Origin of the sequence: Vibrio mediterranei (genome assembly GCF_900088415.1) — a bacterium.
In the GTDB taxonomy this organism is placed as follows: domain Bacteria; phylum Pseudomonadota; class Gammaproteobacteria; order Enterobacterales; family Vibrionaceae; genus Vibrio; species Vibrio mediterranei.
Genome location: NZ_FLLQ01000004.1, coordinates 301,567 through 327,992 on the forward strand (window position 1 = coordinate 301,567; position 26,426 = coordinate 327,992).

26 protein-coding genes are annotated in these 26,426 nt (G+C 43.7%); 6 read left to right on the top strand and 20 right to left on the bottom strand.

The annotated features are described in order from the left end of the window. Positions 1-7 precede the first annotated feature (7 nt). Entirely contained in the window at positions 8-1,432 is a 1,425-nt protein-coding gene (locus tag VME0621_RS13860; RefSeq protein ID WP_062460364.1) for a Y-family DNA polymerase, read from the top strand. Positions 1,433-1,452: 20 nt separating this feature from the next. Continuing rightward, positions 1,453-4,524: an error-prone DNA polymerase gene (locus VME0621_RS13865; RefSeq protein WP_062460366.1), complete on the top strand. Its 3,072-nt coding sequence runs from the start codon at positions 1,453-1,455 to the stop codon at positions 4,522-4,524. Positions 4,525-4,810: 286 nt separating this feature from the next. Here the strand turns inward: VME0621_RS13865 and VME0621_RS13870 are convergent, their stop codons facing one another. From VME0621_RS13870 to cydH, 4 genes are all read right to left on the bottom strand, one after another. Next, positions 4,811-5,749 carry a chemotaxis protein CheV gene (locus tag VME0621_RS13870; protein WP_062460368.1) on the bottom strand — a complete coding sequence of 313 codons (939 nt, stop codon included), beginning with the start codon at positions 5,747-5,749 and terminating at the stop codon, positions 4,811-4,813. Between the two features lie 119 nt (positions 5,750-5,868). Beyond that, entirely contained in the window at positions 5,869-7,086 is a 1,218-nt protein-coding gene (gene mlc, locus VME0621_RS13875; protein WP_006075076.1) for a sugar metabolism global transcriptional regulator Mlc, read from the bottom strand. A gap of 234 nt (positions 7,087-7,320) precedes the next feature. Further along, positions 7,321-8,508: a patatin-like phospholipase family protein gene (locus VME0621_RS13880; protein WP_062460370.1), complete on the bottom strand. Its 1,188-nt coding sequence runs from the start codon at positions 8,506-8,508 to the stop codon at positions 7,321-7,323. A gap of 7 nt (positions 8,509-8,515) precedes the next feature. Continuing rightward, positions 8,516-8,608, bottom strand: a complete 93-nt coding sequence (cydH, locus tag VME0621_RS26610; RefSeq protein WP_096441502.1) for a cytochrome bd-I oxidase subunit CydH — start codon at positions 8,606-8,608, stop codon at positions 8,516-8,518. Positions 8,609-8,769: 161 nt separating this feature from the next. Between cydH and VME0621_RS13885 the strand changes: the two genes are divergently transcribed. The 3 genes from VME0621_RS13885 (at position 8,770) to VME0621_RS26615 (ending at position 11,405) form a co-directional block, all read left to right on the top strand. Then, positions 8,770-9,357: an outer membrane protein gene (locus VME0621_RS13885; RefSeq protein WP_062460372.1), complete on the top strand. Its 588-nt coding sequence runs from the start codon at positions 8,770-8,772 to the stop codon at positions 9,355-9,357. 484 nt (positions 9,358-9,841) lie between these two features. Next, positions 9,842-11,311, top strand: a complete 1,470-nt coding sequence (locus VME0621_RS13890; protein ID WP_062460373.1) for a sodium-dependent transporter — start codon at positions 9,842-9,844, stop codon at positions 11,309-11,311. A gap of 1 nt (position 11,312) precedes the next feature. Beyond that, positions 11,313-11,405, top strand: coding sequence for a MetS family NSS transporter small subunit (locus tag VME0621_RS26615; RefSeq protein WP_006075081.1), 93 nt, complete (start codon positions 11,313-11,315; stop codon positions 11,403-11,405). A 63-nt stretch (positions 11,406-11,468) separates the two neighbouring features. Here VME0621_RS26615 and VME0621_RS13895 read toward each other — a convergent pair whose 3' ends face one another. The 15 genes from VME0621_RS13895 to yceD all read right to left on the bottom strand — a co-directional run bounded on the left by VME0621_RS13895 (position 11,469) and on the right by yceD (position 24,654). Next, positions 11,469-12,011, bottom strand: a complete 543-nt coding sequence (locus VME0621_RS13895; protein ID WP_062460375.1) for a hypothetical protein — start codon at positions 12,009-12,011, stop codon at positions 11,469-11,471. A 207-nt stretch (positions 12,012-12,218) separates the two neighbouring features. Next, positions 12,219-13,652, bottom strand: a complete 1,434-nt coding sequence (gene ptsG, locus VME0621_RS13900) for a PTS glucose transporter subunit IIBC (RefSeq protein WP_062460377.1) — start codon at positions 13,650-13,652, stop codon at positions 12,219-12,221. A gap of 454 nt (positions 13,653-14,106) precedes the next feature. Continuing rightward, a complete protein-coding gene (locus VME0621_RS13905) occupies positions 14,107-14,874 on the bottom strand; it encodes a TatD family hydrolase (RefSeq protein ID WP_062460379.1) in 768 nt (255 codons plus the stop codon). Between the two features lie 91 nt (positions 14,875-14,965). Next, positions 14,966-15,922, bottom strand: coding sequence for a DNA polymerase III delta subunit-related protein (locus VME0621_RS13910; protein WP_062460380.1), 957 nt, complete (start codon positions 15,920-15,922; stop codon positions 14,966-14,968). 3 nt (positions 15,923-15,925) lie between these two features. Beyond that, positions 15,926-16,564: a dTMP kinase gene (gene tmk, locus VME0621_RS13915; RefSeq protein ID WP_038229980.1), complete on the bottom strand. Its 639-nt coding sequence runs from the start codon at positions 16,562-16,564 to the stop codon at positions 15,926-15,928. Then, entirely contained in the window at positions 16,561-17,577 is a 1,017-nt protein-coding gene (gene mltG / locus VME0621_RS13920; RefSeq protein ID WP_062460381.1) for an endolytic transglycosylase MltG, read from the bottom strand. The genes tmk and mltG overlap by 4 nt, the downstream gene beginning before the upstream one ends. Continuing rightward, positions 17,574-18,377 (bottom strand): aminodeoxychorismate lyase, encoded by an 804-nt coding sequence (gene pabC, locus VME0621_RS13925; RefSeq protein WP_062460383.1) that lies wholly within the window; start codon positions 18,375-18,377, stop codon positions 17,574-17,576. The genes mltG and pabC overlap by 4 nt, the downstream gene beginning before the upstream one ends. 81 nt (positions 18,378-18,458) lie before the next feature. Next, on the bottom strand, positions 18,459-19,700 hold the full coding sequence (gene fabF, locus VME0621_RS13930) for a beta-ketoacyl-ACP synthase II (RefSeq protein WP_006075090.1): 1,242 nt from the start codon (positions 19,698-19,700) through the stop codon (positions 18,459-18,461). Between the two features lie 94 nt (positions 19,701-19,794). Further along, complete coding sequence (gene acpP / locus VME0621_RS13935; protein WP_004406112.1) at positions 19,795-20,028, bottom strand: acyl carrier protein; 234 nt, start codon at positions 20,026-20,028, stop codon at positions 19,795-19,797. A gap of 162 nt (positions 20,029-20,190) precedes the next feature. Then, positions 20,191-20,925 carry a 3-oxoacyl-ACP reductase FabG gene (gene fabG, locus VME0621_RS13940; RefSeq protein WP_062460413.1) on the bottom strand — a complete coding sequence of 245 codons (735 nt, stop codon included), beginning with the start codon at positions 20,923-20,925 and terminating at the stop codon, positions 20,191-20,193. A gap of 16 nt (positions 20,926-20,941) precedes the next feature. After that, positions 20,942-21,865, bottom strand: a complete 924-nt coding sequence (fabD, locus tag VME0621_RS13945; protein WP_038229975.1) for an ACP S-malonyltransferase — start codon at positions 21,863-21,865, stop codon at positions 20,942-20,944. 56 nt (positions 21,866-21,921) lie between these two features. Continuing rightward, positions 21,922-22,872, bottom strand: coding sequence for a beta-ketoacyl-ACP synthase III (locus VME0621_RS13950; protein ID WP_038229973.1), 951 nt, complete (start codon positions 22,870-22,872; stop codon positions 21,922-21,924). A 5-nt stretch (positions 22,873-22,877) separates the two neighbouring features. Next, positions 22,878-23,903 (bottom strand): phosphate acyltransferase PlsX, encoded by a 1,026-nt coding sequence (gene plsX, locus VME0621_RS13955; protein WP_031493498.1) that lies wholly within the window; start codon positions 23,901-23,903, stop codon positions 22,878-22,880. A 9-nt stretch (positions 23,904-23,912) separates the two neighbouring features. Continuing rightward, positions 23,913-24,083 (bottom strand): 50S ribosomal protein L32, encoded by a 171-nt coding sequence (rpmF, locus tag VME0621_RS13960; protein ID WP_031493499.1) that lies wholly within the window; start codon positions 24,081-24,083, stop codon positions 23,913-23,915. Between the two features lie 43 nt (positions 24,084-24,126). After that, a complete protein-coding gene (yceD, locus tag VME0621_RS13965; RefSeq protein ID WP_031493500.1) occupies positions 24,127-24,654 on the bottom strand; it encodes a 23S rRNA accumulation protein YceD in 528 nt (175 codons plus the stop codon). A gap of 135 nt (positions 24,655-24,789) precedes the next feature. On the opposite strand from yceD, the gene VME0621_RS13970 reads away from it, so the two are divergent. Continuing rightward, a complete protein-coding gene (locus VME0621_RS13970) occupies positions 24,790-25,374 on the top strand; it encodes a Maf family protein (protein WP_038229972.1) in 585 nt (194 codons plus the stop codon). A 57-nt stretch (positions 25,375-25,431) separates the two neighbouring features. Here the strand turns inward: VME0621_RS13970 and rluC are convergent, their stop codons facing one another. Continuing rightward, positions 25,432-26,379 (bottom strand): 23S rRNA pseudouridine(955/2504/2580) synthase RluC, encoded by a 948-nt coding sequence (gene rluC, locus VME0621_RS13975; protein ID WP_006075500.1) that lies wholly within the window; start codon positions 26,377-26,379, stop codon positions 25,432-25,434. Positions 26,380-26,426 lie beyond the last annotated feature (47 nt).

Consider the following 26,426-nt stretch of genomic DNA (forward strand, 5'->3'; position numbering starts at 1 on the left):
GACAACGATGTTACTGTGGTTATATTTGCATTTCCCGACTCTGCAACTCGACACTCTATTTTATAATAAAGACAGCCACCATGATGCTGATGTCGCTGTTGCTATCGTCGATGGTCGCCGCCATGAAGTCATTCAAGCCAACCAGTATGCCCTTGAACAAGGTGTTAAATTAGGAATGGGGCTTGGTAGTGCAGCCGCACTTTGCCAGGATCTTCAAGTACACCCATACGACCCAGAAATGGAAGCTAACCGGTTGAATGATATCGCTCAATGGTTGTATATGATCACCTCTGATATTTGCCTATTTCCGCCTAATGGATTGTTAATCAAAGTAACTAATATGCTTTCACTCTATGATGGCATCGACAATTATTGGTCGACTCTATACGCACACCTTAGCCATCTTGAGGTTCAAACGTTTTACTCTACAGGCCAGTCACCTTTCAGTGCGATGTTAATGGCGAAGCAAGGTAAAAACTGGATTGAGCCACAGCTCACTCATCTGAAACAAGCCATCCTGAGCTACCCCTTAACATGTACTGAGCTACCTAATAAACAAGTAGAGAAACTACAACGAGTCGGTATTCAGACCATCGACGATTTACTAGTACTACCTTTACCTGAAGTAGCAAAACGTTTTGATATCGACCTCGTCAACTATGTAGGAAGACTGACTGGCCAATTTAAGCATCCTGTGGAGTTTTACCACCCTGCAGAGCACTTTAGCCAATATCTGGAGTTGCTGTTTGATATTGAAAATATCGACTGGCTGCAAAAGCCATTGACGCGGTTATTCAAGCAATTAGAGGTATTTTTGAAGCTTCGTGACAAGGTCGCGTTTGAATTACAGCTCACGTTACATCAACGAGATCATGGCGATAAGCCTGTGACTTTTCATTCCGCTCAAGGCGATTACCTGGCCACGAAATGGCAAGCACTTTCTAGGTTAACTTTGGAGAGTATCCAGCTTGATGGTCCCGTAAATGGCTTAACGCTTTCTATCGTTCGAGCTGAAGAAACTCAGGTGAATGAACACGATCTCTTTGATGGTGTGAAAGGAAGTCAAACTAGCCTTGAGCTCATATCGACCTTACAAGCCAAGCTTGGCTTACAAGCGGTCACATCCCTCAAGCTCACTGACGATCCAAGACCTGAATTTGCCACCCAACCTATGACGCCAACAGCCAATGATAAAGCCGAGGTAAATACCTACTTACTCAAAAAGCTCCGCCCTAGCTTGCTCTACCCTAAGCCAGTTTTATTAGAGCAGCGTGTTTCTGTCATTTTAGGGCCAGAGAGAATCATCAGCGGTTGGTGGGATGGTAATGACATTAAACGTGATTACTACGTTGCTCGTAACGAACAAGGACAATGGTTGTGGTTGTTTCGAACCGAAGATAAACAGTGGTTTATTCATGGGTTATTCAGTTAGTCCGGAAAAGTAAAACAGATATGAAATACGCCGAATTATTTTGCCAAAGCAACTTTTCGTTTTTAACCGGTGCTTCTCACGCCGAAGAACTAGTATTGCAAGCAGAGTTCTTACAGTATTCCGCTATTGCTATTACGGATGAATGCTCCATCGCAGGTGCAGTGCGGGCTCATACCGCCATTAAGCAGCATGGTCTATCGCTAAAACAAATCGTCGGTAGCATGTTTTGGCTCAATGATGAGTGTCAGTTCATTTTGCTTAGTCCAACACGGGAAGCCTACGCTGAACTCTGCCGTATTATAACGAATGCTAGACGGCGCTGCGAGAAAGGCGATTACCAACTATCAGAATGGGACATCATGTCATTACGTCATTGTCTTATTCTATGGCTACCGACAGGCAGAGAGTCTGATGTGAGATGGGGTCGCTGGTTGGTACAGTATCACCACCAGCGTCTTTGGATTGGCTTACAACGTCACCTGACTTCCAATGAACATCGCTATATACAACATTGCGAGACACTGTCTGTTGATTTTCAGCTCCCCATTACCGCTTGTGGTGGCGTTTTGATGCACACCGCAACTCGGCTTCCGCTGCAACACACATTAACCGCGATAAAACTCAATACCTCTATCGAAAAAGTATGCAGTCACTTACTGGTTAATACCGAGCGAAGCTTAAGACCCAAAACTAAATTGGAGAAACTGTATCGCTCTGAGTGGTTAAACGAGAGTGTATATATTTCAAGCTTATGTGAGTTTAAGCTCAGCAAACTTCGTTACGAATATCCTAGTGAGCTTATTCCTAACGGCAAAACACCAATGGGGTATCTCAGAGAGTTAGTCGAGCGTGGTAAAGCACAGCGATTCCCCGAAGGACTGCCTTCACATGTGGAGCAAACTATTAATAAAGAATTAGCCTTGATTGAGGAACTGGATTATCCGTTTTTCTTTCTCACTATTCATGACATCGTCATGTTTGCCAAACAACAAGGCATTCTTTACCAAGGACGAGGTTCAGCGGCGAACTCTATCGTCTGTTACTGCTTAGAAATAACCGCTGTTGATCCGAGACAAATCTCGGTCCTGTTTGAGCGTTTCATTAGTAAAGAACGTAATGAGCCGCCCGATATCGACGTTGATTTTGAACATGAGCGCCGCGAGGAGGTAATACAGTACATCTATCAAAAGTATGGACGAGAGCGTGCTGCCCTTGCAGCAACCGTGATCTCTTATCGTTTTAAAAGTGCTGTACGTGATGTAGGTAAAGCCTTAGGGGTTAGCGACACTCAACTCGACTATTTCATCAAGAACATCAACCGCCGTGATCGCTCACAAGGTTGGCAAGCTCAACTTATCGAGCTAGGGCTGAAGCCTGACTCACTGAAAGGTCAGCAGTTTATTGAACTCGTCAATGAGATCACAGGTTTTCCACGGCACCTCTCGCAACATGTGGGTGGATTTGTCATTTCATCAGGGCCACTTTATGAATTGGTTCCAGTAGAAAATGCCGCCATGGCTGAACGTACTGTCATTCAATGGGATAAGGATGACCTTGAGAGCCTTGGTCTACTCAAAGTCGATGTCCTTGCCTTGGGAATGCTAACCGCAATCCGCAAATGTTTTCAGCTGATCAATAAACACTACGGTCGAACACTGACCATTGCAGACATCACTCGCCGACAAGATGATCCTAATGTGTATGCCATGATTCAACGCGCCGACACTATTGGCGTATTCCAAATCGAATCACGAGCACAAATGAGCATGTTGCCACGTTTAAAGCCCGCTACGTATTACGATTTGGTCATTCAAATTGCCATTGTGAGGCCCGGGCCGATACAAGGGGATATGGTTCATCCCTTTTTGAAACGTAGAAACGGAGAAGAAGCCATTTCTTACCCTTCCAAAGAAGTCGAATCTGTCCTTTCTCGCACCCTAGGGGTGCCTATTTTTCAAGAACAGGTCATCAAGCTTGCGATGGTTGCAGCAGGATTCACTGGCGGTGAAGCGGATCAACTACGCAGAGCCATGGCAGCTTGGAAGAAAAATGGCGATTTATTTAAGTTTCGCTCTAAATTGATTCAAGGTATGCAGGCCAAAGGCTATGAGACCGAATTTGCCGAGCGACTATTTGAGCAAATATGTGGATTCGGTGAGTATGGCTTTCCGGAAAGTCACTCAGCCTCTTTTGCTGTGCTTGCTTATTGCAGCGCTTGGCTTAAACACTATTACCCAGATGCTTTTTATACCGCGTTACTCAATAGTCTGCCTATGGGCTTTTACAGCTCATCACAACTGCTCCAAGACGCTAAACGACATCATGTTTCTATTGCCCCGGTGTGCGTCAATTACTCGCAATACCATCACTATTTAAGATCGACACCACAAGGCTTAGTACTACAACTTGGCTTTAGACAAGTTAACGGGCTCAGTGAATCGAGTATGCAACGCCTGCTACAACATAGGCCTCGCGAGGGCTTCACGACAGCCACGCAAATTAAACAGCTTGGCCTGAATCGTCGTGAGTTGGAAATACTCGCTTCAGCTAATGCCCTGAAAGCCATATCAGGGCACCGTTACGCTACACGATGGGCGATGATGGATAATTTACAGGATTTACCCTTGTTTAAAGGGGAGAAGAGTGATGATTCGTCACTCCCCCATCAGCCATCGCCAATTGAAGATATGTTAGAGGATTTCTCTGCAATGAACGTGTCCCTCAATCAACACCCCATCACCCTCTTGGACCAAGCTGGCAAGTTAGGACACTTTACTCGTATGCAGGATCTTACTCTGAAGCCACACAAATCTTTGGTCACCGTAGTGGGTACTGTCACTGGAAAACAGTCACCAGGCACCGCAGCAGGCGTGACCTTTTTTACACTCGAAGATGATACCGGCAATATTAATGTTGTTGTTTGGCAAGCCACCGCAAGAGCTCAGAAAAAACAGTACCTCACCGCTAAAATCCTTAAGGTGAAAGGGATTTTAGAACGTGAGGGGCAAGTCATCCACGTAATAGCTGGACGCTTGATCGATATGACCGAGCAACTTTCTGATCTTAAGGTGCAGTCAAGAGAGTTCCACTGATTGCAAACATAGAACGAAAAAACGGGAGCTATTGCTCCCGTTTTAAATCATATTGAATCATAGATCCGCTTCGACTGCCGCTTCCGTACGTCTTTTTTTCCATTCCTTGAAAATGAGTAAACTTAACGTCATCAAGACCTTAGAAGTTAACCAAATCATTCTGATGGAACAACCTTTAGCTGGTAGTTAAACTGTATTTATGACTCTTATGGTATTTAACCATAATACAACCAAATTATAGCTCATTTTTAACGTACGGCGTAAATTATTTTGCGATGCAAAACAATTACAATGTCTCTCGCATACGGTCTTGCACAACTTCAACTAGTAAATCAGGTTGAAACTTAGAAATAAAACGGTCACAGCCGACTTTCTCTACCATCGCATCATTAAAGCTACCACTAAGCGAGGTATTTAAAGTAATAAACAGATCTCGCATTCTAGGATCACTTCTAACTTCATGCGTCAGCTTGTAGCCGTCCATTTCGGGCATTTCTGCGTCTGTAATCATCATCAATAATTCATTACATACATCAATGCCCTCATCACACCACTGCTTGAGAAGGTTGAAAGCCATCGCACCATCAAAGCACTCTATGATCTCGACGCCAAGCTGATCCAATGTACCTTTCACTTGATTACGAGCCGTGGAAGAATCATCAACGATAAGGATTTTTTTACCTGACAAGTGAGGCAATAAGCTGCGATCAAGGGTATGTTCAGAAATCGACACATCATAGTCGATGATCTCTGCTAGTACTTTTTCAACATCGATGATTTCAACTAGATTGACTTGCTGATTTTCTTCAACCTTGGTGATCGCCGTAAGGTAGTTTGCACGACCTACTGTACGAGGCGGGGGTTGAATCTCTGTCCAAGCAGTATTAACGATATTCTTCACTTCACCAACTAAAAAGCCCTGAACGGAACGATTGTACTCTGTAATAATCAGGTTTTGGTCGCCACCGTCTTTTGCTGGCGGAAAGCCGATAGCACGACGTAAATCAATCACCGGAACGGACTCGCCACGCAGAGAAGCCACTCCGCGAATACTGGAATGAGAGCCAGGAAGCTGAGTTAAGGCAGGAAGCTTTAGCACTTCCTTTACTTTGAATACGTTGATAGCGAAAGTTTGACGGCTGTTAAGCGTAAACATTAACAGCTCTAATCTATTTTCTCCCACTAACTGGGTACGCTGATCTACTGAACTTAAAACGCTCGACATGAGGCTTCCTTGGCATAACACGAACTAAAACTCTTATCTCATGTAATCGGCAGGAAGCACAAGAAGTTTACTGACTTTGTATAGAAAAGTATGACCGTCTACAAAAATGGTGAAAAGCCTTATCCTTCAATCACTTTCATCAGAAGCAAGCCATCATATAACGCTTGTTTCACCAAAGCGGCGCCCGGCATTGTTGCTTGTTTATAAAAACGAGACTCGACAAGTTGTAGATCTTGAGTATAAACAGGGAGGCTTTGCTCTGCGATACAACGCTCAATGGCGGGATATAAAATCGATTTCGCTTGGTTGATAACACCACCAATCAATACCTTTTCAGGATTGAAGAGGTTGATGACAATAGCAATAGCAGAACCTAAATGTTCGCCTAATTTCTCTATCACCCCAATCGCTAGAGCGTCACCATTCGCCGCCGCTTCACAAATAGCTTCGACTGTAATGTCTTCGCATTCAGAAAGAACCGACGCTTCGCCTTTCGCTAATCTCTTAGAGACTTCGTCCCTGATAGCTTGTGAACTAGCAACAGTTTCAAGGCAGCCTCTGTTGCCACAGTGACAAGGTGCGCCATTGCGATCGATCTGGATATGCCCTAACTCACCGATATTGCCGTGGCGACCTTGCAACACACGACCATCTAAGATGATTCCGGCACCTAGCCCATGGTGAATTGAGATTAACACTGAGTTATCGCAATCTTGAGAGTGCCCAAAGAGGTTTTCCGCCAATGCCCACGCCCGGGTATCATTCGCTACGAAAACAGGCAATCCTGTTGCTTTAAAAATTTCCTCGCCAATGTTTAAGTTCTTTACATTGTAATGGGGCATTTGCAACACAATGCCTTGATCAGAATTCACCAAACCGGGCAACGTCAACGCAATACTGGTGACACGATCGAGTTGCTCATTGTAACTTTCAAAGAAGTCATCAATTTCATAAAGCAGTCTAGCAAGTACATCTTCCTGATCCACTTCGTGAATTTCTATTTTGGTATCGATAAGAACGTCGCCGCCAAGCTCGTGCAACGCGATAGATAGATAGCCTCGCCCCAAACGCATGGAAAGGAATTGCCAACCTTGATTGTTGGTTTGTAATCCAACAGCCGGACGACCTCGACTGGTCGCCTCCTGAACGGTGGTTTCGTGTATTAGGTGTGCATCAATAAGCTCGCGAGTGATTTTAGTAATACTAGCCGGAGCTAAACTACTTAGTTTCGATAAATCGATTCGCGAAATAGGCCCAAATTGGTCTATCAGTTTATACACACGACCAGCATTGATCTGCTTGATATGATCAATGTGCCCGGGTTGAGCCATGTACATTTTGCACTCCAAAAAACAACAACCTATTAATTTTTTTACTTTGCGAAGTAATTGTGAAGCAGTTTAATGGATTGCCGTGACAAATATCACGCATATAGATGAATCTTTGGGGCTCAAATCACCATACGACATTGATTGGCAAAGGCATCAATAAAATCTGACGTATAAAAAACAATCAATAGATGATTAAAGAGCTGTTAACAATATCAGCACTTTTTTCACGACGAACAATAACTAACCTGTTTGAGATGGCAGCCAAAGGTCAGACGTTTCTGAAGCGTTTACTTGAGTGATACTTGCAAGATTATAACGCTCGACAAAACGGAATCCAGCATCGAGCCCAAGTTGATAGTCATGTAGAATATCCTCAGGATCACTCATTAAAGAAGCGGTTTTTAAAGCAACTTCTGGAGCAATTTGTAGTACGAAGCAGTCATCAGGAGGGGTTTTCAAGAACTCTTGAGTTAACGCATATGTTTGGTAATGCACCATGAGCATATCGGCTAACCCAGAATCAAACTTTTCTCCGAATAAATGACTGAGACGGTAAATATCTGCAGCGCCGAACAGCCATCGACCACCGTTAATTAGGTTGAGATGTTGTGCATGCTTACTTTCCTGAGCTTTTAATATTTGGTTATCAAAGAAACCATTCCAGTCATTAGACCAACTCTGTATTTTTTCTTGCCACTGTAGCTGTAAGCCGTTAAGTGACTCCCTGAACCAAGTTGGTGGTTCGGTGGCAACGGGTTGATCATCCACCACTGGAGTATCTTCACCTCCACACTCTTCTGTTCGAATTACGACGATCGTACGGTTCTCTTGTCGCCATGCTTCTTGAACGGGTATTGACGCAGACACCCCTCCATCGATGAATGCTTGTTGATTCAATGTTACCGAACCCTCAAATAAATTGGGAATCGCACTTGTGGCCATCAGCACTTGATACCAATTATCTTGCAACATTGGGAAATAGTGATCTTTGAGAGTCGAAACATCGGTGACCGCTGCGAATGCTCTTCGCTGACCAATGACCCTTCGCCCCATGTCGATATCTAGCTTATACGGATACTCACAAATTCTGTCGAGCGCCCATTCTAAGTTGAGATACTGTTTGCGACGAATAAAACTAAACAGATTAAAAAACTGTGGATCGGTGGTAAGGTCGAGAATAAAAGATTTGCCTAGGCCGGCTTGTCTCGAAAGGTAGGCGCAAATGTTTAAAGCGCCAGCTGAAGTCCCATAAAACTCATCAAATGGGTCAAAATTAGACAACAAAAAGGCGTCTAGCACACCAGATGTGAAGATACCTCGCTGGCCTCCTCCCTGTGCAACTAACGCCGTTTTACCGCCAATATATTTTTGTAACTGAGCATCATCTATGACGGTTCGGGTATTGGTAATTAACCCAAGATTCGCCATATAAATCTTATGCAGTTAGGATCGCGATAAGTCCAAACGCAACAATGGTGCTGAACGCAACCGTCGTGATCGTCAGAGCTAGTTTAAGATCGTATTCCATAACACCTCCAGTTGTAACATTTTAATTACTATTGTGACATACAATTACAATATACAGGTAACCGCTTCAAATTTATGACGTTAATGTCACACTATAATTAAAACTAGTACATCCCAGACGTGAATTGTAGCCAATCGGTTCTTATTTATAGGAATGCAAAAATGACATACAGGTTCTTACTGCTCCCCCTTGCCACAACACTCTTAAGCTTTTCCAGTTGTGCCAATGTCATTGTGACACCGTTTATTGGCTACTCGATGGGAGGTGCTGCCGAAAACGGCAATGGTGAGAGTTATGATATTTCTCCATCGGCAAATGCAGCATTAGCAATTGAGTTTCCGTTTCGCAATGGACGAATGGGCGTATTTTACTCTCAACAAGACTCTTCATTAGATACCTTGAACTTGGACTCTCGAATTCAATACCTCCAGTTTCAAAGTAGCGCCGAATATCGAGTTAACGATCAAACCTCTACATACATAGGAGCAGGACTTGGTGCCTCTCATACTTCTGGGGAGTGGACTAAGTCACACACCGGATTTGCGGCAAGTATATTTGGTGGAATGGAGTACCATCTAACCAAAAACCTCGCTTTAAACGGGCAGATTCGCTGGCAAGGCACCGTAGTGAGCAACGAAACTATATCTATTTGTAACTTGCCGACAGAAGATCAAAGCTGTCTTATCGGCTTTAAAACCAATTGGATGAATCAGTTTCAAACCAACTTTGGCATCAGTTTCAGATTTTAACTCATTTATTAACACCCTTGATACATTATGTGAACTATTATGCTACATCGCGATATATAGCTAGATAAAATCACAGGAAATTTTTAAGAATATTTCACTAAATTTTATTGAAGTAAAAAGAAGTAGAGAGAGTGACATCTCCAACACCTCAACATATAAAGCCAGCAAAAAAATATATATCAGCATTAATCACTAATAGACCAATCAACCCCGCACAGTGAAATCTATTGCGATCAAGCAATAACGACGTTACTCTAATTTTAATTTGTAGCTAAATGTTTCAATAAAAAACATTGAAAAGCACAAAAGCCAGTCGCTTCATCTATTTCAATCAACGTTTGTAGAATAATATTAAAAATAACAACCGATTTATAAAATATATTATTTGAACATTTATCAATAAGCAGAAACTTACATTCCAGAATAATATTTGGATTTGAGTATAGATGATGCCATGTAGAAGATTCACTAAAAGGAGTTAATTATGAAACGTGAACAGTGGGGATCTCGAGCGGGATTCATACTTGCAGCGGTAGGTTCAGCCATTGGGCTTGGTAATATCTGGCGTTTCCCTTATATGGCTTATGAAAATGGCGGTGGCGCGTTCTTTATTCCCTATTTGTTCGCCATGATTACCGCCGGTATCCCCTTTATGATCTTAGAGTTCAGTATGGGTCAAAAGTATCGCGGTTCTGCACCAGCAACCTTGGCTAAAATCAACAGCAAGTTTGAATGGCTGGGTTGGTTTCAAGTCGGTGTCGCAGCCACCATCGCCGTTTACTATGTGGCGGTTATCGGATGGGCTATTTCATACTTCGGAATGTCTTTCACGCAAAGTTGGGGAACTGATACCAATGCATTTTTCTTCAGTGAATACTTGCAGCTTGGTGACAACTCTCCGAGTAACCTTGGTGATATTCAATGGAAAATAGCAGGGTCGATGCTTATCGCTTGGGCCATTACATATGCGGCAATTGCAGGAGGCGTTAAATCTGGTATTGAGCGCGCAGCGAAAATCATGATGCCAGTACTGTTTGTCATGGTATTACTGCTGATTGGTCGTATGATTTTCCTTCCAGGCGCACTGGATGGCGTCAACTATATGTTTGAACCTGACTTCAGCAAGATTTGGGATGTAAAAGTTTGGGCAGCCGCCTATGGGCAGATCTTCTTCACGTTGAGCATTGGCTTTGCCATCATGCTCGCCTACTCCAGTTACTTACCCGAGAAGTCAGATATCACCAATAATGCGTTTATGACCGTCCTTATTAACTGCGGCTTCTCAATCCTAGCAGGTATCATGATTTTCTCTGTTTTAGGCTATATGGCGCAAGAACAAGGTAAACCTTTGACTGAAGTCGTTACCGCAGGGGTTGGTCTTGCATTTGTAACTTTACCAGCAGCGATTAACTTACTACCAGCTCCATATATCCTAGGGCCACTTTTCTTCTTTGCACTTGTCATTGCAGGTTTAAGCTCACACATTTCTATTATGGAAGCAGTGACATCTGCCGTCATCGACAAGCTAAAGTGGCGTAGAAATAAAGCGGCAAGCGTTATCTGTGGTGCAGGCTTAGTTATCTCTATGGCCTTCGCCACTAATGGAGGTCTACTACTGCTTGACCTTGTCGACCATTTCGCAAATAACGTTGGTATCGTAGCAAGCTGCCTAATCGAAATTATCCTTATGGCTTGGTTGCTGAAAATTGCTGATGTACGAGACTATGTCAATCAAATATCTGACTTCACTATTGGTACTTGGTTCGACGTATGTCTTCGATTCATTACTCCTGTCATCCTAGCAATTATCGTCGCCACGAAGTTTAAGACTCTCTTTACCGAAGGCTACGGTGGTTACGACCAATCGGATCTGCTTTTGTTAGGATGGGGACTTATGGGGCTACTCGTTGTGGTCGGAATTGTGATTAATTTAACCAGTAAGAAAGAGGCTTAGTATGACAGTCAGCGCAATCTTTATGATGGTTTTAGGGCTTGGTATCACATGGGGTGGTGCATCCTACTGCATTAAGAAAGCCATGGATAAATAACCCAAAATTTCTTTTTAAACAAAAATGCCAGCATCTAAATGCTGGCATTTTTTTATGTTCAATTTAGAAGCTGTATCTAACACCGATACCCGCCCCAATACCTAACTTCAAATCACTATTATCAAACATCAGATTTGGAGTTAATTGAGCGTAAGCGTCCCAACTCCGTGCAAAAGGGAGCTCTACGCCAAGTGCCACGCGCGGTCCAAACTTATCAGAACGTTGAATTTGACCACCGACGCCAGCAAACCAGCTAAAAGGTACGTCTCCACCAAATTGTCCACGACTAAAGATATAGTCAGCAGCAACGCCATCGTTACCCACTGCAAAGTTAACGGTATTATTGATTTGGCCAGCAATACTTAATCCTTGATCCAACCCCATACCGATCTTGAAGCCAGAGTTAGCGCTGCTGCGCGATGAGCTTCTAGACTGATTAGATTTTTGATTACTTTGAGCCGGTTTACTTGTCGCAGGAGTTGCAGTTTGATTTTCTTCAACAATTTGCCATTGCTCTTCACCGCCAGCAGTATTGCTTGCAAACGTTGCGAATGACGAAATGGTAGCCATAGTAAATACCACTACCAAAGGGAATTTTATTTTCATAGGTTTGCTCTCTGATTGATCATGCCTGCTCTTCTGTTTAACTGAGAGCTTGTGTCTTCTGGCATGTAAGTTGGAATAACGGCATTCTAGAGAGGCAAGTTGTCCGAATGTCATGACGAGGAAAACAGAGAGCAAGAATTTCCACTCCATACGATCAAAAAAAGGGAAGCAAATGCTTCCCTTTTCAATTGTTATTGAACGTGTTGATTAGCCGTGGTTACGAATCCACTCGTCCATATCTGTTTTCAGGTTATCTGACTTAGTACCGAAGATAGCTTGAACACCACCAGATACTACAACCACACCTGCTGCACCAAGTTGCTTAAGCTTGTCTTGGTCGACGATTTCAGTGTCAGCTACCGCTACACGTAGACGAGTAATACATGCGTCTAAGCCTGTGATGTTAGCTTTACCACCGAATGCCGCAACTAGTTCACCAGCCATTTCGTTACCAGAAACTGCTGCAGTTGCATCTTCAGACTCGTCTTCACGACCTGGAGTCTTAAGGTCCATTGCAGTGATAACGGTACGGAATACAAAGTAGTAGATTGCCGCGTAAACTAGACCAACACCAATCATCAGACCCATCTTCTGAGCGTGGCCAGAAAGAACTAGGAAGTCGATTAGACCGTGTGAGAATGAAGTACCATGCACAAAGCCTAGAGTGTTAGCAACAACGTATGCAGAGCCAGCTAGTAGAGCGTGGATTGCATATAGTACTGGAGCAACGAATAGGAATGAGAATTCGATTGGCTCAGTAATACCTGTTAGGAACGATGTTAGTGCTGCAGAAGCCATGATACCCATAACTTTTGCGCGGTTCTCAGGTTTAGCACAGTGTGCAATAGCGATTGCAGCAGCTGGTAGACCGAACATCTTGAACATGTAACCACCCGCTAGCTGACCGAAGCCATTACCAGCAGCACGAGATGCTTCGTCTGCAACTAGGTAACAAGTTAGTACGCCGTTTTGAGTTTCGCCCGCTGCGTTTACACAAGTACCTGCTTCGAAGAAGAATGGTACGTTCCAAACGTGGTGTAGACCGAATGGAATTAGAGAACGCTCAACAACACCGTAGATACCGAATGCTAGTTGTGGGTTTTGCTCAGCAGCCCAGTGAGAGAATGCACCGATTGCAGAACCGATTGGTGGCCATACGATAGACAGTACGATGCCTAGTGCAATTGCAGTGAAACCAGTGATGATTGGCACAGCACGCTTACCAGCGAAGAAGCCAAGGTATTCTGGAAGCTGAATTTTGAAGAAACGGTTGAATGCCCAAGCAGCCACACCACCGACAAGGATACCACCTAGTACACCTGTATCGATTTTTTCAACACCCATTACGCCAGCCATAACGCTTAACGTAGCAGTCATGATGCCGTAACCAACGATTGCAGCAAGACCTGCAACACCATCGTTATTAGTGAAGCCTAGTGCAACACCCACAGCGAATAGAAGAGCCATTTGGCCGAATACTGAACCACCAGCTTGTTCCATTAGATTAGAAACAACATCTGGGATGAAGCCAAGGTTGGCAGCACCTACCCCAAGTAGAATACCTGCAACTGGTAGTACTGACACTGGTAGCATCAGAGACTTACCAACTTTTTGCAGGTTAGCAAAAAGGTTCTTAAACATGTTTATGCTCCTGATAAAGTTATTAGTTTATGGGCTCTAACGGCACACCCCCGTAGCCTTAAATGTTAGCACCCATAGAAAATGTAACCACGAATTGAATTATATTTTCTGCCTCTAAATATATATTGATGCTCCTCATGGTTTCTACACACTTACGAAATTTAGTTTCAAAACTACGTTTAGATCACAGTTCATCGGCCAAAATGTAATGCTTTACAATTAAAATAAGTCATTGTTTTTATTAATATTAATATTGTCATCAATTAATTTTACGCAGTGAATAAAATACACTCCTAAGTTATTTTACGTAACATAATTACAGTTTGTGCAGACTCACTACTTTTTCCTCAACAGATTTGGTGAACATTAACTTTTTTTGACTTTTTCAATTTTAGAAAACAAAAAAGACGCAATGTGCGCCTTTTTTAATCATTCTTAGTGGTAAACTTATTTTTTATCGCAAAAATAGATTGTGGTAGTTTTGGGTTGTTTTTTCACCGACTTCTTTAAGTGAGACCCCTTTTAATTGTGCTATGTATGCTGCAACTTCAACTACATAAGCCGGATGATTCTCTTTCCCTCGATGAGGAACTGGAGCTAGGTAAGGCGAATCCGTTTCAATAAGTAATCGCTCTAAAGGTAGCTGTTTTACCACCTCTTTAAGCTCTTTGGCTTGTCTAAAAGTGACAATTCCAGAGATAGAGATGTAGAAGCCTAACTCCATCGCTGCTTGAGCAAATGGCAAATCTTCTGTAAAACAATGTATGACACCACCACACTTGTCAGCTGAACCATTTTTCAGAATAGCTAAAGTGTCTTCACGTGCGTTTCTAGTATGAATAATCAGAGGCTTATTAACCTCAACCGCTACCTCGACCTGTTGCTCAAATCGGGTTTTCTGAAGGGCGGCTGTTTCCGGTTGATAGTGGTAATCCAGCCCTGTTTCACCAATAGCCACCACTCGGTTATGTGAGGCATATTGCTTAAACAGCTCAAGAGAAAAGTCACTCTCAACGTCTAATGGATGGACGCCACATGACGCCATAACCTCTGAATACGGTTCGATTAACTCCAACATCTTTGGAAAGGAACCTAATGTCACACCAACTGATAACAACTTCTCGACATTCGCTGCTTTCGCTTTCTGAATAACATCTTGAATGTCCAAATGGACATCGTCATAGTCGAGTTTGTCTAGGTGGCAGTGGGAATCTACAAACATAATTTTCTAACTTAAATTTGATAATGATTAACAAGCTTTCGCATTAGCCAACGCCGTTCAAAGTAATATAACGCAATGACTAATTCTAGACTTAGTTCAACCCATAAAGCCAATCAGCCACGAGTAATTCAATGTTAAGGCCAGGGAAGGAACGTAATTGCTCACTCAGCGCCTGCAGCGACTGAGCATGCGTATATAGGCTTTCGTAACTGTACACTTCAGCAATTTGACTCGCTTCAGGTAAAGAGGTCTGAATATCAATACCTAAGGAAGATTTTTGAGCACAGCTAAGAAGTAACCATAACCAATTGAGCTGGGTAGAAAGCTCGCTACTATTCTTCGTTAACGTTGTAATAAATTCATTCGTATCTAAACCATCACTACGAATAAAACCGATGAAGGCTCCAATTAACGCTTGATACTCTTTGTCTTGTCCCGACTCTACAAACTGACGCGTCGAAATAGGTTCAAAATGGCAAAGTAGTGCCGAATGACGAGGAACGGACTTTCCTATCTCTTGGCTAACCCAGTCAATACACATTTGTTCGGAAGGCGATGAAACATGCCAAACTTCACAACGACTTATGATCGTTGGCAGCAATAACTTGGTGTTCTCAGTCGACAAAATAAATAAACATTGCGCCGGAGGCTCTTCGAGTGTTTTTAACAGCGCATTAGCGGCCGAGGCATTCATACGATCGGCTTGAGGAATAACAATAACTCGATAGTGACCAAACTGAGAAGACTCTAATGCCCACTTGTTTGCTTGTCGTATCTGCTCAACGGATAATGATTTCTTATCTTTCTCGGGAAGCACATAGTGAACATCAGGATGTCCACTAGCCTTAAGTAAATCGCAACAATGGCAGAAACCGCAAGGTTCAGACTTGTCGTTTTGACACATCAACCCTGCAACGTATCGTTCAATCATTGATTCCGGATCTAAGCCTACCTTAGCTTGAATCAACATCGCTCCGGGCACGTGCTGGCGTTCAAGGTTATCCTTAAGCTTCGACCAAGTTGGTACTAACCATGGATAGACTTGCATAGATTACCCTTTTTGCTTTGCTAACCAAGTACGCACAGCTTGCTGGATCGAGTGCTGTACGTCTTCAATCTTCTGGCTCGCGTCAATAATGGCAACTGACTCATCATTAGTCGCCATTTCAAGATAGCGCTCACGGGTACGCTCAAAGAAACTAATGTCCATTTTTTCGATTCGGTCGAGTTCACCTCGTCCACGTGCACGCTCAAGACCTAGACGTGGGTCGATGTCCAGATACAAAGTAAAATCTGGCTTGAATTCACCAATGGCAATATGCTTTAGGGAAGTCATCACAGCCTGATCAATTTCACGACCACCGCCTTGGTATGCTTGCGAAGACATGTCATGTCTATCACCAATTACCCAAGCACCTTTTGCTAACGCCGGCTTGATCACTGTCTCAACCAACTGGATACGTGATGCATACATTAACAGTAACTCAGCGCGGTCTTGCAGCGGCTCGCCTTCATGTTCTTCTTTGACCAAGGCTCGCATTTTTTCTGCTAGGACAGTCCCTCCAGGTTCGCGTGTATTAACGATGTCCTGAATGCCAGCTGCATCCAACTCAGCTCGCAACGTACTGATCGCAGTGCTTTTCCCTGCACCTTCTAGTCCTTCAATAACGATAAATTTTGCTTGGCTCATTTTTTACTTCTTAATTGTCTTAAGTATTGTTGGACCGCTCTATTGTGGTCTCGTAGATTTTTAGAAAATACATGTCCACCTGTACCGCTCGCAACAAAGTACAAGTAATTACTATCTTCTGGATTTACTGCAGCTAAGATAGACGCTTTGCCTGGCATAGCAATTGGCGTAGGTGGCAAGCCATTGATGACATAAGTGTTATATGGCGTTGCTTCTCGGAGGTCTTTCTTTCTAATATTGCCATCATAACGATCGCCCATTCCGTAAATAACGGTAGGATCGGTTTGAAGTCGCATACGTTTATTGAGTCGATTCACGAAGACGGACGCCACTCGCTCTCTTTCTGATGGTACCGACGTTTCTTTTTCAATGATTGAAGCGAGTATTAGCGCCTCATAGCTATTCTTTAAAGGTAATTTGTCTTGTCGAGCGTCCCAACTCTGCTCTAGGATAATGTTCAGCTTTCGATGAGCACGCTTCAAGATGTCTAAATCGCTATCACCAACAGAATAATGATAGGTCTCAGCGAGAAAAAGCCCTTCTAGCTTTTCACGTTCAATACCCAATTGCTGCGCAATTTCAGCTTCTGTTAACGTATCAGTCTCATGCTCAAGATATTCTGCTTGTTTGAACTGCTCTCGCCACTCTTTGAAAGTAGACCCTTCGATAAAAGTGATCGCGAGTTGATATTCTTTACCATCAATGATTGCGTTGAGTGCTTGCTCAAAAGTCATCCCAGGTAGGACTTCGAAGGTACCCACTTTTATTTGAGTCAGGTTCGGATGAAAACGACGAACAAGAGATGAAAATTGAGTAGGCTTAATCCATTGGTCTTCTACAAATGTTGAGATGACCGTATTGAGATTATTACCACGCTCCACGGTAACAAGATGTGGTTGTTCAATATTCAACGGCTGAGCGATAAATTCGTTTACACTCTGTTTAATATATAAAAAGCCACCTAAAGCAATTGCTCCTAAGACAACCACTGCAAACAAAAACTTCTTTATCACTGACCTAACTTCTCCTGAATACGTCTTGTCATATTTCCAATAGGGAATTGAGCATCCTGAATTTTGGTTACGGGTGCAACCCCTAAAATACAATTGCTAACGAATATCTCATCTGCGGACATCAATGTGTTGAGCTTAAACGAGTCGATTAAGATTGGTAGCTCGTCTTGATTTGCAACTCGTAAAACTTCTTCACGCATAACACCTTCTACTCCGGCCATATCAAGACTTGGCGTGTGAAGCACACCATCCTTAAACCAAAAGATATTTGCCATTGTGGTTTCGATTACGTTGCCGTTAATATCCAACACGATGCCGTCCAGACGGTCACTATGTTCAACTTGTTCCTTTGCAAGGATTTGCTCCAGACGATTGTTATGCTTTAATCCCGCCAGCAACGGGTTTAACCCCAATGCGACATCGCAAAGTGACAGTTCAAGGCCGAGCTGACGTAATTCGATATAACCAACAGGGAAATCGAACTGGTTTAGAGTAATCAAGGGGCCCCGATTTACGCTAGGGCTATAACCTCGCCCTCCTTCACCACGGCTTACATGTATTTTGATGCCGGCCAGTGCTTTGCGTGAAACAACTCGCTCAAGTTCAGCCTTCATCTGCTGCCAATCTACGGGTGCCATCTTCAGACGAAGCAGCGCCCGTTCCATTCGCTTCACATGCTGATCCCACAACTGCAGTTTGCCTGACTTAGTCAGAATCGTTGTAAAGCAACCGTCACCATATTGAAAACTTCTGTCCGTAACTGAAACATGGTCGACTTGATTTCCATCACGCCAAAACATAGTTCTTCCTTTAAAAACAAAACGGCTTAATGCTAAGCATCAAGCCGTTTGAATACAAGTGTCTTGTACGATTACCGCGGGTTACATCTTTTTGAAAATCAATGAACCGTTAGTACCGCCAAATCCAAATGAGTTACAAAGTGCATATTCCATGTCAACTTTGCGTGCAGTATGTGGAACTAGGTCTACATCGCACTCAGGGTCTGGATTATCTAGGTTAATCGTTGGTGGGACAATTTGATCTACCAAAGACATTATAGTGATGATCGCTTCCGCTGAACCAGCTGCGCCTAGTAAGTGGCCTGTCATCGATTTTGTCGATGATACTAGCACTTTCTTCGCACCTTCTTCGCCAAGAGCGCGTTTAATGCCTTTGATCTCAGCTACGTCACCAGCTGGTGTTGAGGTACCGTGAGCGTTCACATAACCGATTTGTTCACCAGTAATGCCTGCATCACGAAGTGCAGCTTCCATAGCCAAAGCGCCACCAGAACCATCTTCACTTGGTGAAGTCATATGGTAAGCGTCACCACTCATACCAAAACCAACAAGCTCGGCATAAATTTTCGCACCACGTGCTTTAGCATGCTCATACTCTTCAAGAACGATCATGCCTGCACCGTCACCCAGTACGAAGCCATCGCGGTCAACATCCCAAGGACGTGACGCTTTTTGTGGTTCATCGTTACGGGTAGATAGCGCTTTAGCTGCACCAAAGCCAGCCATACCAAGTGGAGTTGAAGCTTTTTCTGCGCCACCCGCTACCATTGCTTCAGCGTCACCATATGCAATCATACGTGCAGCATGACCGATATTGTGAAGGCCAGTCGTACATGCAGTAGAGATTGCGATGTTAGGACCACGAAGACCAGCAAGAATAGAAAGTTGGCCAGCAACCATGTTTACGATAGTCGAAGGTACAAAGAAAGGGCTTACACGACGAGGGCCTTTCGTTACCAACGCTTGATGTCCCGCTTCGATTAGGTCAAGACCACCAATACCAGAACCAATAGCTACACCGACACGGTGTTGGTTTTCTGGTGTGACTTCTAGACCTGAGTCTTTGAGAGCGTGCATGCCTGCTACGATGCCGTATTGGATAAACAAATCCATTTTCTTAGCATCTTTCTTAGACACGTATTCACTACCATCAAAGTCTTTTACTAAGCCAGCGAAACGAGTTGAAAAATCGGTTGTATCGAAATGTTCAATATTTACGATACCACTCTTACCCTCCAAAAGGGCTTTCCATGAAGATTCTACGGTGTTGCCTACCGGTGACAACATACCCATGCCAGTGACAACAACACGACGCTTGGACACGATTTTATTCTCCGGGATATTTGTGATTCTATTTGAAAGGATAGAAGACGTTTAAAAAAACACAGGCGGCCAGAAGGCCGCCTGGAAAGAGATATTACTGAGCGCTGTTTACGTAGTCGATAGCAGCTTGAACAGTAGTGATCTTCTCAGCTTCTTCATCAGGAATCTCAGTGTCGAATTCCTCTTCTAGAGCCATTACTAGCTCAACTGTATCTAGAGAATCTGCACCTAGATCGTCAACGAAAGAAGCTTCGTTCTTAACTTCTGCTTCGTCTACACCTAGCTGTTCAACAATGATTTTCTTTACGCGTTCTTCGATGTTGCTCATTTTTCTTTTCCTTTACAGATTTCGCTTTATGCGATGTTTCCGTAGTTTATTCGAACTATTGAAAGTTGCAAGGGGGTCCTTGCTGGTCAAACCACAATTTTAGCGAATTTAACCGAAATTCAGCACATTTTTGACTTAAATCATGCACAAATGTTGCACAGATCAAACCATGTACATGCCACCATTTACGTGAAGTGTCTCACCTGTGATGTATGCCGCTTCTGGCGATGCAAGGAATGCAACAGCAGATGCAATTTCACGAGGGTCACCTAAACGACCAGCAGGTACGTTGGCTAGTGTAGCAGCTCGTTGCTCATCATTCAGTGCTTTTGTCATATCTGTTTCGATAAAACCTGGTGCAACTGTGTTCACGGTCACACCGCGAGATGCAACTTCACGTGCCATTGACTTAGTAAAACCAATTACGCCCGCTTTCGCTGCCGCGTAGTTAGTTTGACCTGCGTTACCCATAGTACCAACAACAGAACCTACGTTGATGATACGACCTTGACGTTTCTTCATCATACCGCGTAGTACTGCTTTAGACAGACGGAAGATAGACGTTAGGTTAGTGTCCATGATATCTGTCCACTCGTCGTCCTTCATACGCATGAGAAGGTTGTCGCGTGTGATACCAGCGTTGTTTACAAGAATGTCGATCGCACCAAAATCAGCGTTGATCTGCTTTAGTACTGCTTCGATTGAGTCGGTATCTGTCACGTTTAGTGCCAAACCTTTACCATTCTCACCTAAATACTCGCTGATCGCCGCAGCACCATTTTCAGATGTTGCTGTACCGATTACTGTTGCACCGCGCTCTACCAATAGCTCAGCAATTGAGCGACCGATACCACGGCTAGCACCTGTTACTAAGGCAATTTTGCCTTCAAGGTTCATCATTATCGCGTTCCTTTTATTTTACCGCTTCAAGTGACGCAGCATCGTTAACTGCTGCAGCACTCAATGTCTTAACGATTCGCTTCGTTAGACCTGTTAGTACTTTACCAGGACCAAGTTCCAGCAATTTCTCTACGCCTTGCTCGCTCATTTTCTCAACACCTTCAGTCCAACGAACTGGGCTGTAAAGTTGACGAACTAATGCATCTTTGATTTTCGCTGGGTCAGTTTCAGCGGCAACATCAACATTGTTAATCACTGATATTTCTGGCGTATTAAATTCAAGCGCGTCTAGAGCAACTGCGAGTTTATCGGCAGCAGGCTTCATCAGTGCGCAGTGAGATGGTACTGACACAGGTAAAGGAAGAGCACGTTTTGCACCTGCTTCTTTACAAAGTGCACCAGCACGTTCTACTGCCGCTTTATTACCAGCGATAACTACTTGACCTGGAGAGTTAAAGTTAACTGGAGAAACGACTTCCCCTTGAGCAGCTTCTTCGCAAGCTTTAGCAATAGACTCATCATCAAGACCGATGATCGCATACATTGCACCAACACCTGCTGGTACTGCTTCTTGCATTAATTGGCCGCGAAGCTCAACCAGTTTGATCGCTTCTTTAAAATCGATAACACCAGCACAAACTAATGCAGAGTACTCACCAAGACTGTGACCTGCCAAAAGAGCAGGCTGTTCTAGTCCTTGCTCCTGCCATACACGCCAAATAGCAACTGAAGAGGCTAGCAATGCTGGCTGTGTACGGTGAGTTTGGTTTAGATCTTCAGCAGGGCCATTCTGAACAAGTGCCCATAAGTCATAACCTAGCGCCTCAGATGCTTCAGCAAATGTTGCTTTAACTACATCATATTGCTCGCCCAGTTCTGCAAGCATTCCAACTGTTTGTGAACCCTGACCAGGGAACACGATTGCAAAATTACTCATCGTTATTTCCTTAAACAACGCAATCTAAATTAGTATTGGTTTGGATTTTGCTGGGATTAGAAGCGAACAAGCGCCGATCCCCAAGTAAATCCACCACCAAAGGCTTCTAGCAACAGATTTTGTCCACGTTTAATGCGGCCATCACGTACTGCTTCATCTAGTGCAGTAGGAACTGTTGCCGCAGAGGTATTACCGTGACGATCAAGGGTAACCACCACTTGATCCATCGACATACCAAGCTTTTTAGCTGTTGCTGAAATAATTCGATAGTTCGCTTGATGCGGAACAAGCCAGTCTAGTTCTGACTTATCCATATCATTTGCCGCTAATGTGTCTTTGACCAGCTTTGACAATTGTGTCACCGCAACCTTAAAGACTTCATTGCCTGACATATTTAGCCATTTATCCAGTTCACCACCGCGTACTGGCATCTCAAGACTTAACAAGTCTCCAAATCGACCATCAGCGTATAGGTGAGTAGAAATAATGCCAGGTTCTTCGCTAGCACCCAGTACGACTGCGCCTGCAGCGTCGCCGAACAGAATAATAGTAGAACGATCAATATCTTCAACTGTCTTCGATAAGCAATCAGAGCCGATAACTAAAACATTTTTAGCCATACCAGAGCGAATATGCTGATCGGCGACTGAGAGTGCATAAACGAAACCAGTACATGCTGCCGCCATATCAAATGCGGGACAACCTTTAATACCAAGTTTTGCTTGAACTTGACATGCGGATGATGGGAAAGCATGGCTACTGCTGGTCGTTGCTACGATAATGAGATCAATGTCATCTTTATCGATACCAGCCATTTCGATAGCTTTTATCGAAGCTTCGTAGCCCATATCTGCAACAGTTTCGTCTTCTGCGGCAATTCGTCGCTCTTTGATACCTGTGCGAGTTACGATCCATTCATCTGTCGTATCTACCATTTTCTCTAGATCCGCGTTAGTACGGACCTGAGATGGCAGGTAGCTGCCTGTACCTAAAATTTTGCTATACATGAAGACTAATACTGCCTCTCGAGTAACACTGCTTCTAGACGATCGCTGATTTGGTTCGGGACTTGGCGTTTAACCTCGTGAACCGCTTCGCCTATTGCATGAACAAGTGCTGAAATATCAGCACTTCCGTGGCTTTTTATGACAATGCCGCGCAATCCTAACAAACTTGCCCCGTTATACTGGTCGGGGTTCAGTGTTTTCACCTCAGTTATGAGATCGGAAAACAATATTCTTGCTATCCATCCTTTCCATGTAGAGGCGGTTAGTTTTGCTTTTAGTTTATCTAAAATGAGTTGAGCCGTTCCTTCGCACGCTTTCAACGCTGTGTTTCCAACAAATCCATCGCAAACAACAACATCAGCAGCGTCGTGTAACAACTCATTACCTTCGACGAAACCAATATAGTTTATAGATTGCGTTTGGGTAAGCATTTCAGCGCAACGTTTCACAAGATCGTTGCCTTTTATTTCTTCAGCGCCAATATTTAGAATGGCAACTTTTGGTTTTCTGCCCAAATGCTGTTCTGCTAGTGCACTCCCCATGACCGCAAACTGAAAGAGAGAATCTGCATCGACCGATGCATTGGCACCTAAGTCGAGCATCCACGTTTTGCTGCCCGATACCGTCGGCAACGCAGTGACTAAAGCAGGCCTATCAATACCTGGTAATAGTTTCAGTCTGAAGCGAGATAACGCCATTAATGCGCCAGTATTACCGCTGCTTACGCAAGCATCAGCGTTTTCTGACTCAACGAGATCAATCGCAATACGCATTGAGGTATCGTGACTGTTTCTAAGCGCAAAGGAAGGCTTTTCTGAATTCGAGATGACTCGGTCACTATGCATTACCTCTAAACGGGTACTGCGTTGGTAACCTAGTTGATTGAGTTGTGTATTTATCGACGGTTCGTCGCCGACAAGAACCACTTTTAGCTCTGGGAAAAGCGACAGTGCCTGCACGGCGGCAGGCACTGTTACGGAAGGACCGAAATCCCCGCCCATTGCATCAAGTGCAACGGTTATATTATGCAAAGGTCAACCTTACTTGTTGATAACCTTTTTGCCACGGTAGTAACCGTCAGCAGTCACATTGTGACGTAGGTGAGTTTCACCTGAAGTTGCGTCTACAGATAGTGCAGCTGAAGTTAGCGCATCATGTGAACGACGCATGCCACGCATAGAACGTGACTTCTTGCTTTTTTGTACGGCCATGGACCCTACTCCTATGTTAGTAATTTAAACGTCAGTAACTGTGTTACTCACGCTTTAAGCTCTTTAAAACATCAAATGGATTTGGCTTATCTTCTGGAACCTCTTCCGGAATATCTCCAAAAACCATGTTGTTTGAGTCAACGCTACAATCTGCTATATCGTGCATTGCGACTTGAGGCAGGTTTAAGATGAACTCGTCTTCAACTAATTGTATGAGATCGACCTCACCGTACTCATTAAGATCTACCAAATCGTAATCTTCCGGTGCATCCTCTTCACTTTTCTCACTATAGTAAGGAGTATAAGTGAATTGGACTTCACACAGGTGTGTGAAAATCTCATTACAACGCTGACATTCCAAATCAACTTCGATGTTAGCTTTACCAGAGATAACAACGAGTCGCTGTTCATCATGCCCGAAGGACAATGTCACTTCAGCATCGCGTTTTACGCTACTAACTGACTCGCTCAGACGCTTAAAAAGACTTACTTGGATGATGCCATCAAAGTCCAATCTTTTCTGTGCTGTCTTACCCGGGTCAACAGTTCGCGGTATTTTTACCTTTTGCATAGGGCGCGAATATTATCTTCCAAAACGGATTTAGTCAAAGAAAAAGGCTAAAAAGTTGTACTTTTTTTGCCTACAGATTAAGAATCTAACATTATGTCTAGAATCTGCAATTATGATAAGAAAAACTGTCCGAAAATGAAAACAATTCGACTCATTTTAGCCTCAACGTCTCCGTACCGTGCAGAGCTTCTATCCAAATTAGGTTTAGACTTTGAAGCTATTGCACCAAACGTTGAAGAAACAGCACAAGAGCACGAAACGGCAACGGAGCTGGTTCAGCGGCTTGCATTGGAAAAAGCGAGTGCCTTAAAAAACGAAAAAGACGCTGTCATTATCGGCAGCGATCAAGTTTGCGTCATCGATGGCAAAATTATTGGCAAACCGTTGACTCGCAGCAATGCGATACACCAGCTCCAGCAGCAAAGTGGAAAAACTGTTCGGTTCTATACTGGGCTGGCAGTCTACAACACCAAGACTCAGCAATCGGAGACCGTTATTGATACTTTTGATGTGACGTTTCGAAAATTAACGACCACTCAAATCGAGCGTTATGTCGATATGGAGCAACCACTATACTGTGCTGGAAGTTTTAAGAGCGAAGGGCTCGGTATCACGTTATTTAGTCAACTCGATGGTAAAGATCCAAATACTTTAGTCGGACTACCTCTCATTGACCTTGTCACTCTATTAGCGAAACAAGGCATTTCTCCACTCGCTTAAAGACAAAAACGGAGTGCATCTGGATCGAAGCACTCCGCTCTAGTTACAGCTCTTAGGTTATACGCCTGCTTTTAGCTTTTTAATCGCTTGCTGCAACTTTGGTTCCATCTCAGCATGTATTTCCATTTTTTCATCATTCGCTGGATGCATGAAGACAATGTTTGCGGCATGCAGGAACAAACGGTCTAGACCTACTTTCGCTGTATAAGCATCAAATCGGCGGTCACCATAGCGATCATCCCATGCTATCGGATGGCCCGTGTATTGAGTGTGAACTCGAATTTGGTGGGTACGCCCGGTAATTGGGCTTGCTTGAATCAACGTTGCCTGCTCAAAAGACTCCAGTACCTTAAAGCGAGTTTCTGAAGGTTTTCCATTAGGGTTAACTCTAACAATACTATTCACTTCATTCTTTAGCAGCGGCGCTTTTACTACTCGGCAACTAGGCTTCCATTTCCCCATTACTAGGGCAAAGTAATACTTTTGCACCGTCTTCTCACGAAACTGTGCTTGCAAATGACGCAAAGCAGACCGTTTCTTCGCAACCAAAAGAATACCCGAAGTATCGCGATCTATGCGGTGTACTAATTCTAAGAAGCGCGCTTGTGGACGTAACGCCCTTAAAGCTTCAATCGCACCAAACTTCAAACCACTTCCACCATGAACCGCAATTCCAGATGGCTTGTTTAAGATGAGCATGTGGTCGTCTTCATAAATAATTTGCGACTCAAGCTCTGCCACTTTATTCAACTTTGTGCTGATAGGCGCTTCTTCTTGCTTCTCTTCTATTGTGACAGGAGGTATACGGACGCTATCCCCTGCTTGAAGCTTGTATTCCGCTTTGACACGCTTTTTGTTTACCCGTACCTCACCCTTGCGCACGATTCGGTACACAACACTCTTAGGAATGTTTTTCAATTGGTTGCGCAAAAAGTTATCGATGCGCTGACCAGCCATATCGTCGTCAATATCGACAAATTGGACTTTAGTTCTAATTTCACTCATTTCGCTATTATAACATTCAAAGCAGCAAGAAAATAACGCTTTCTATT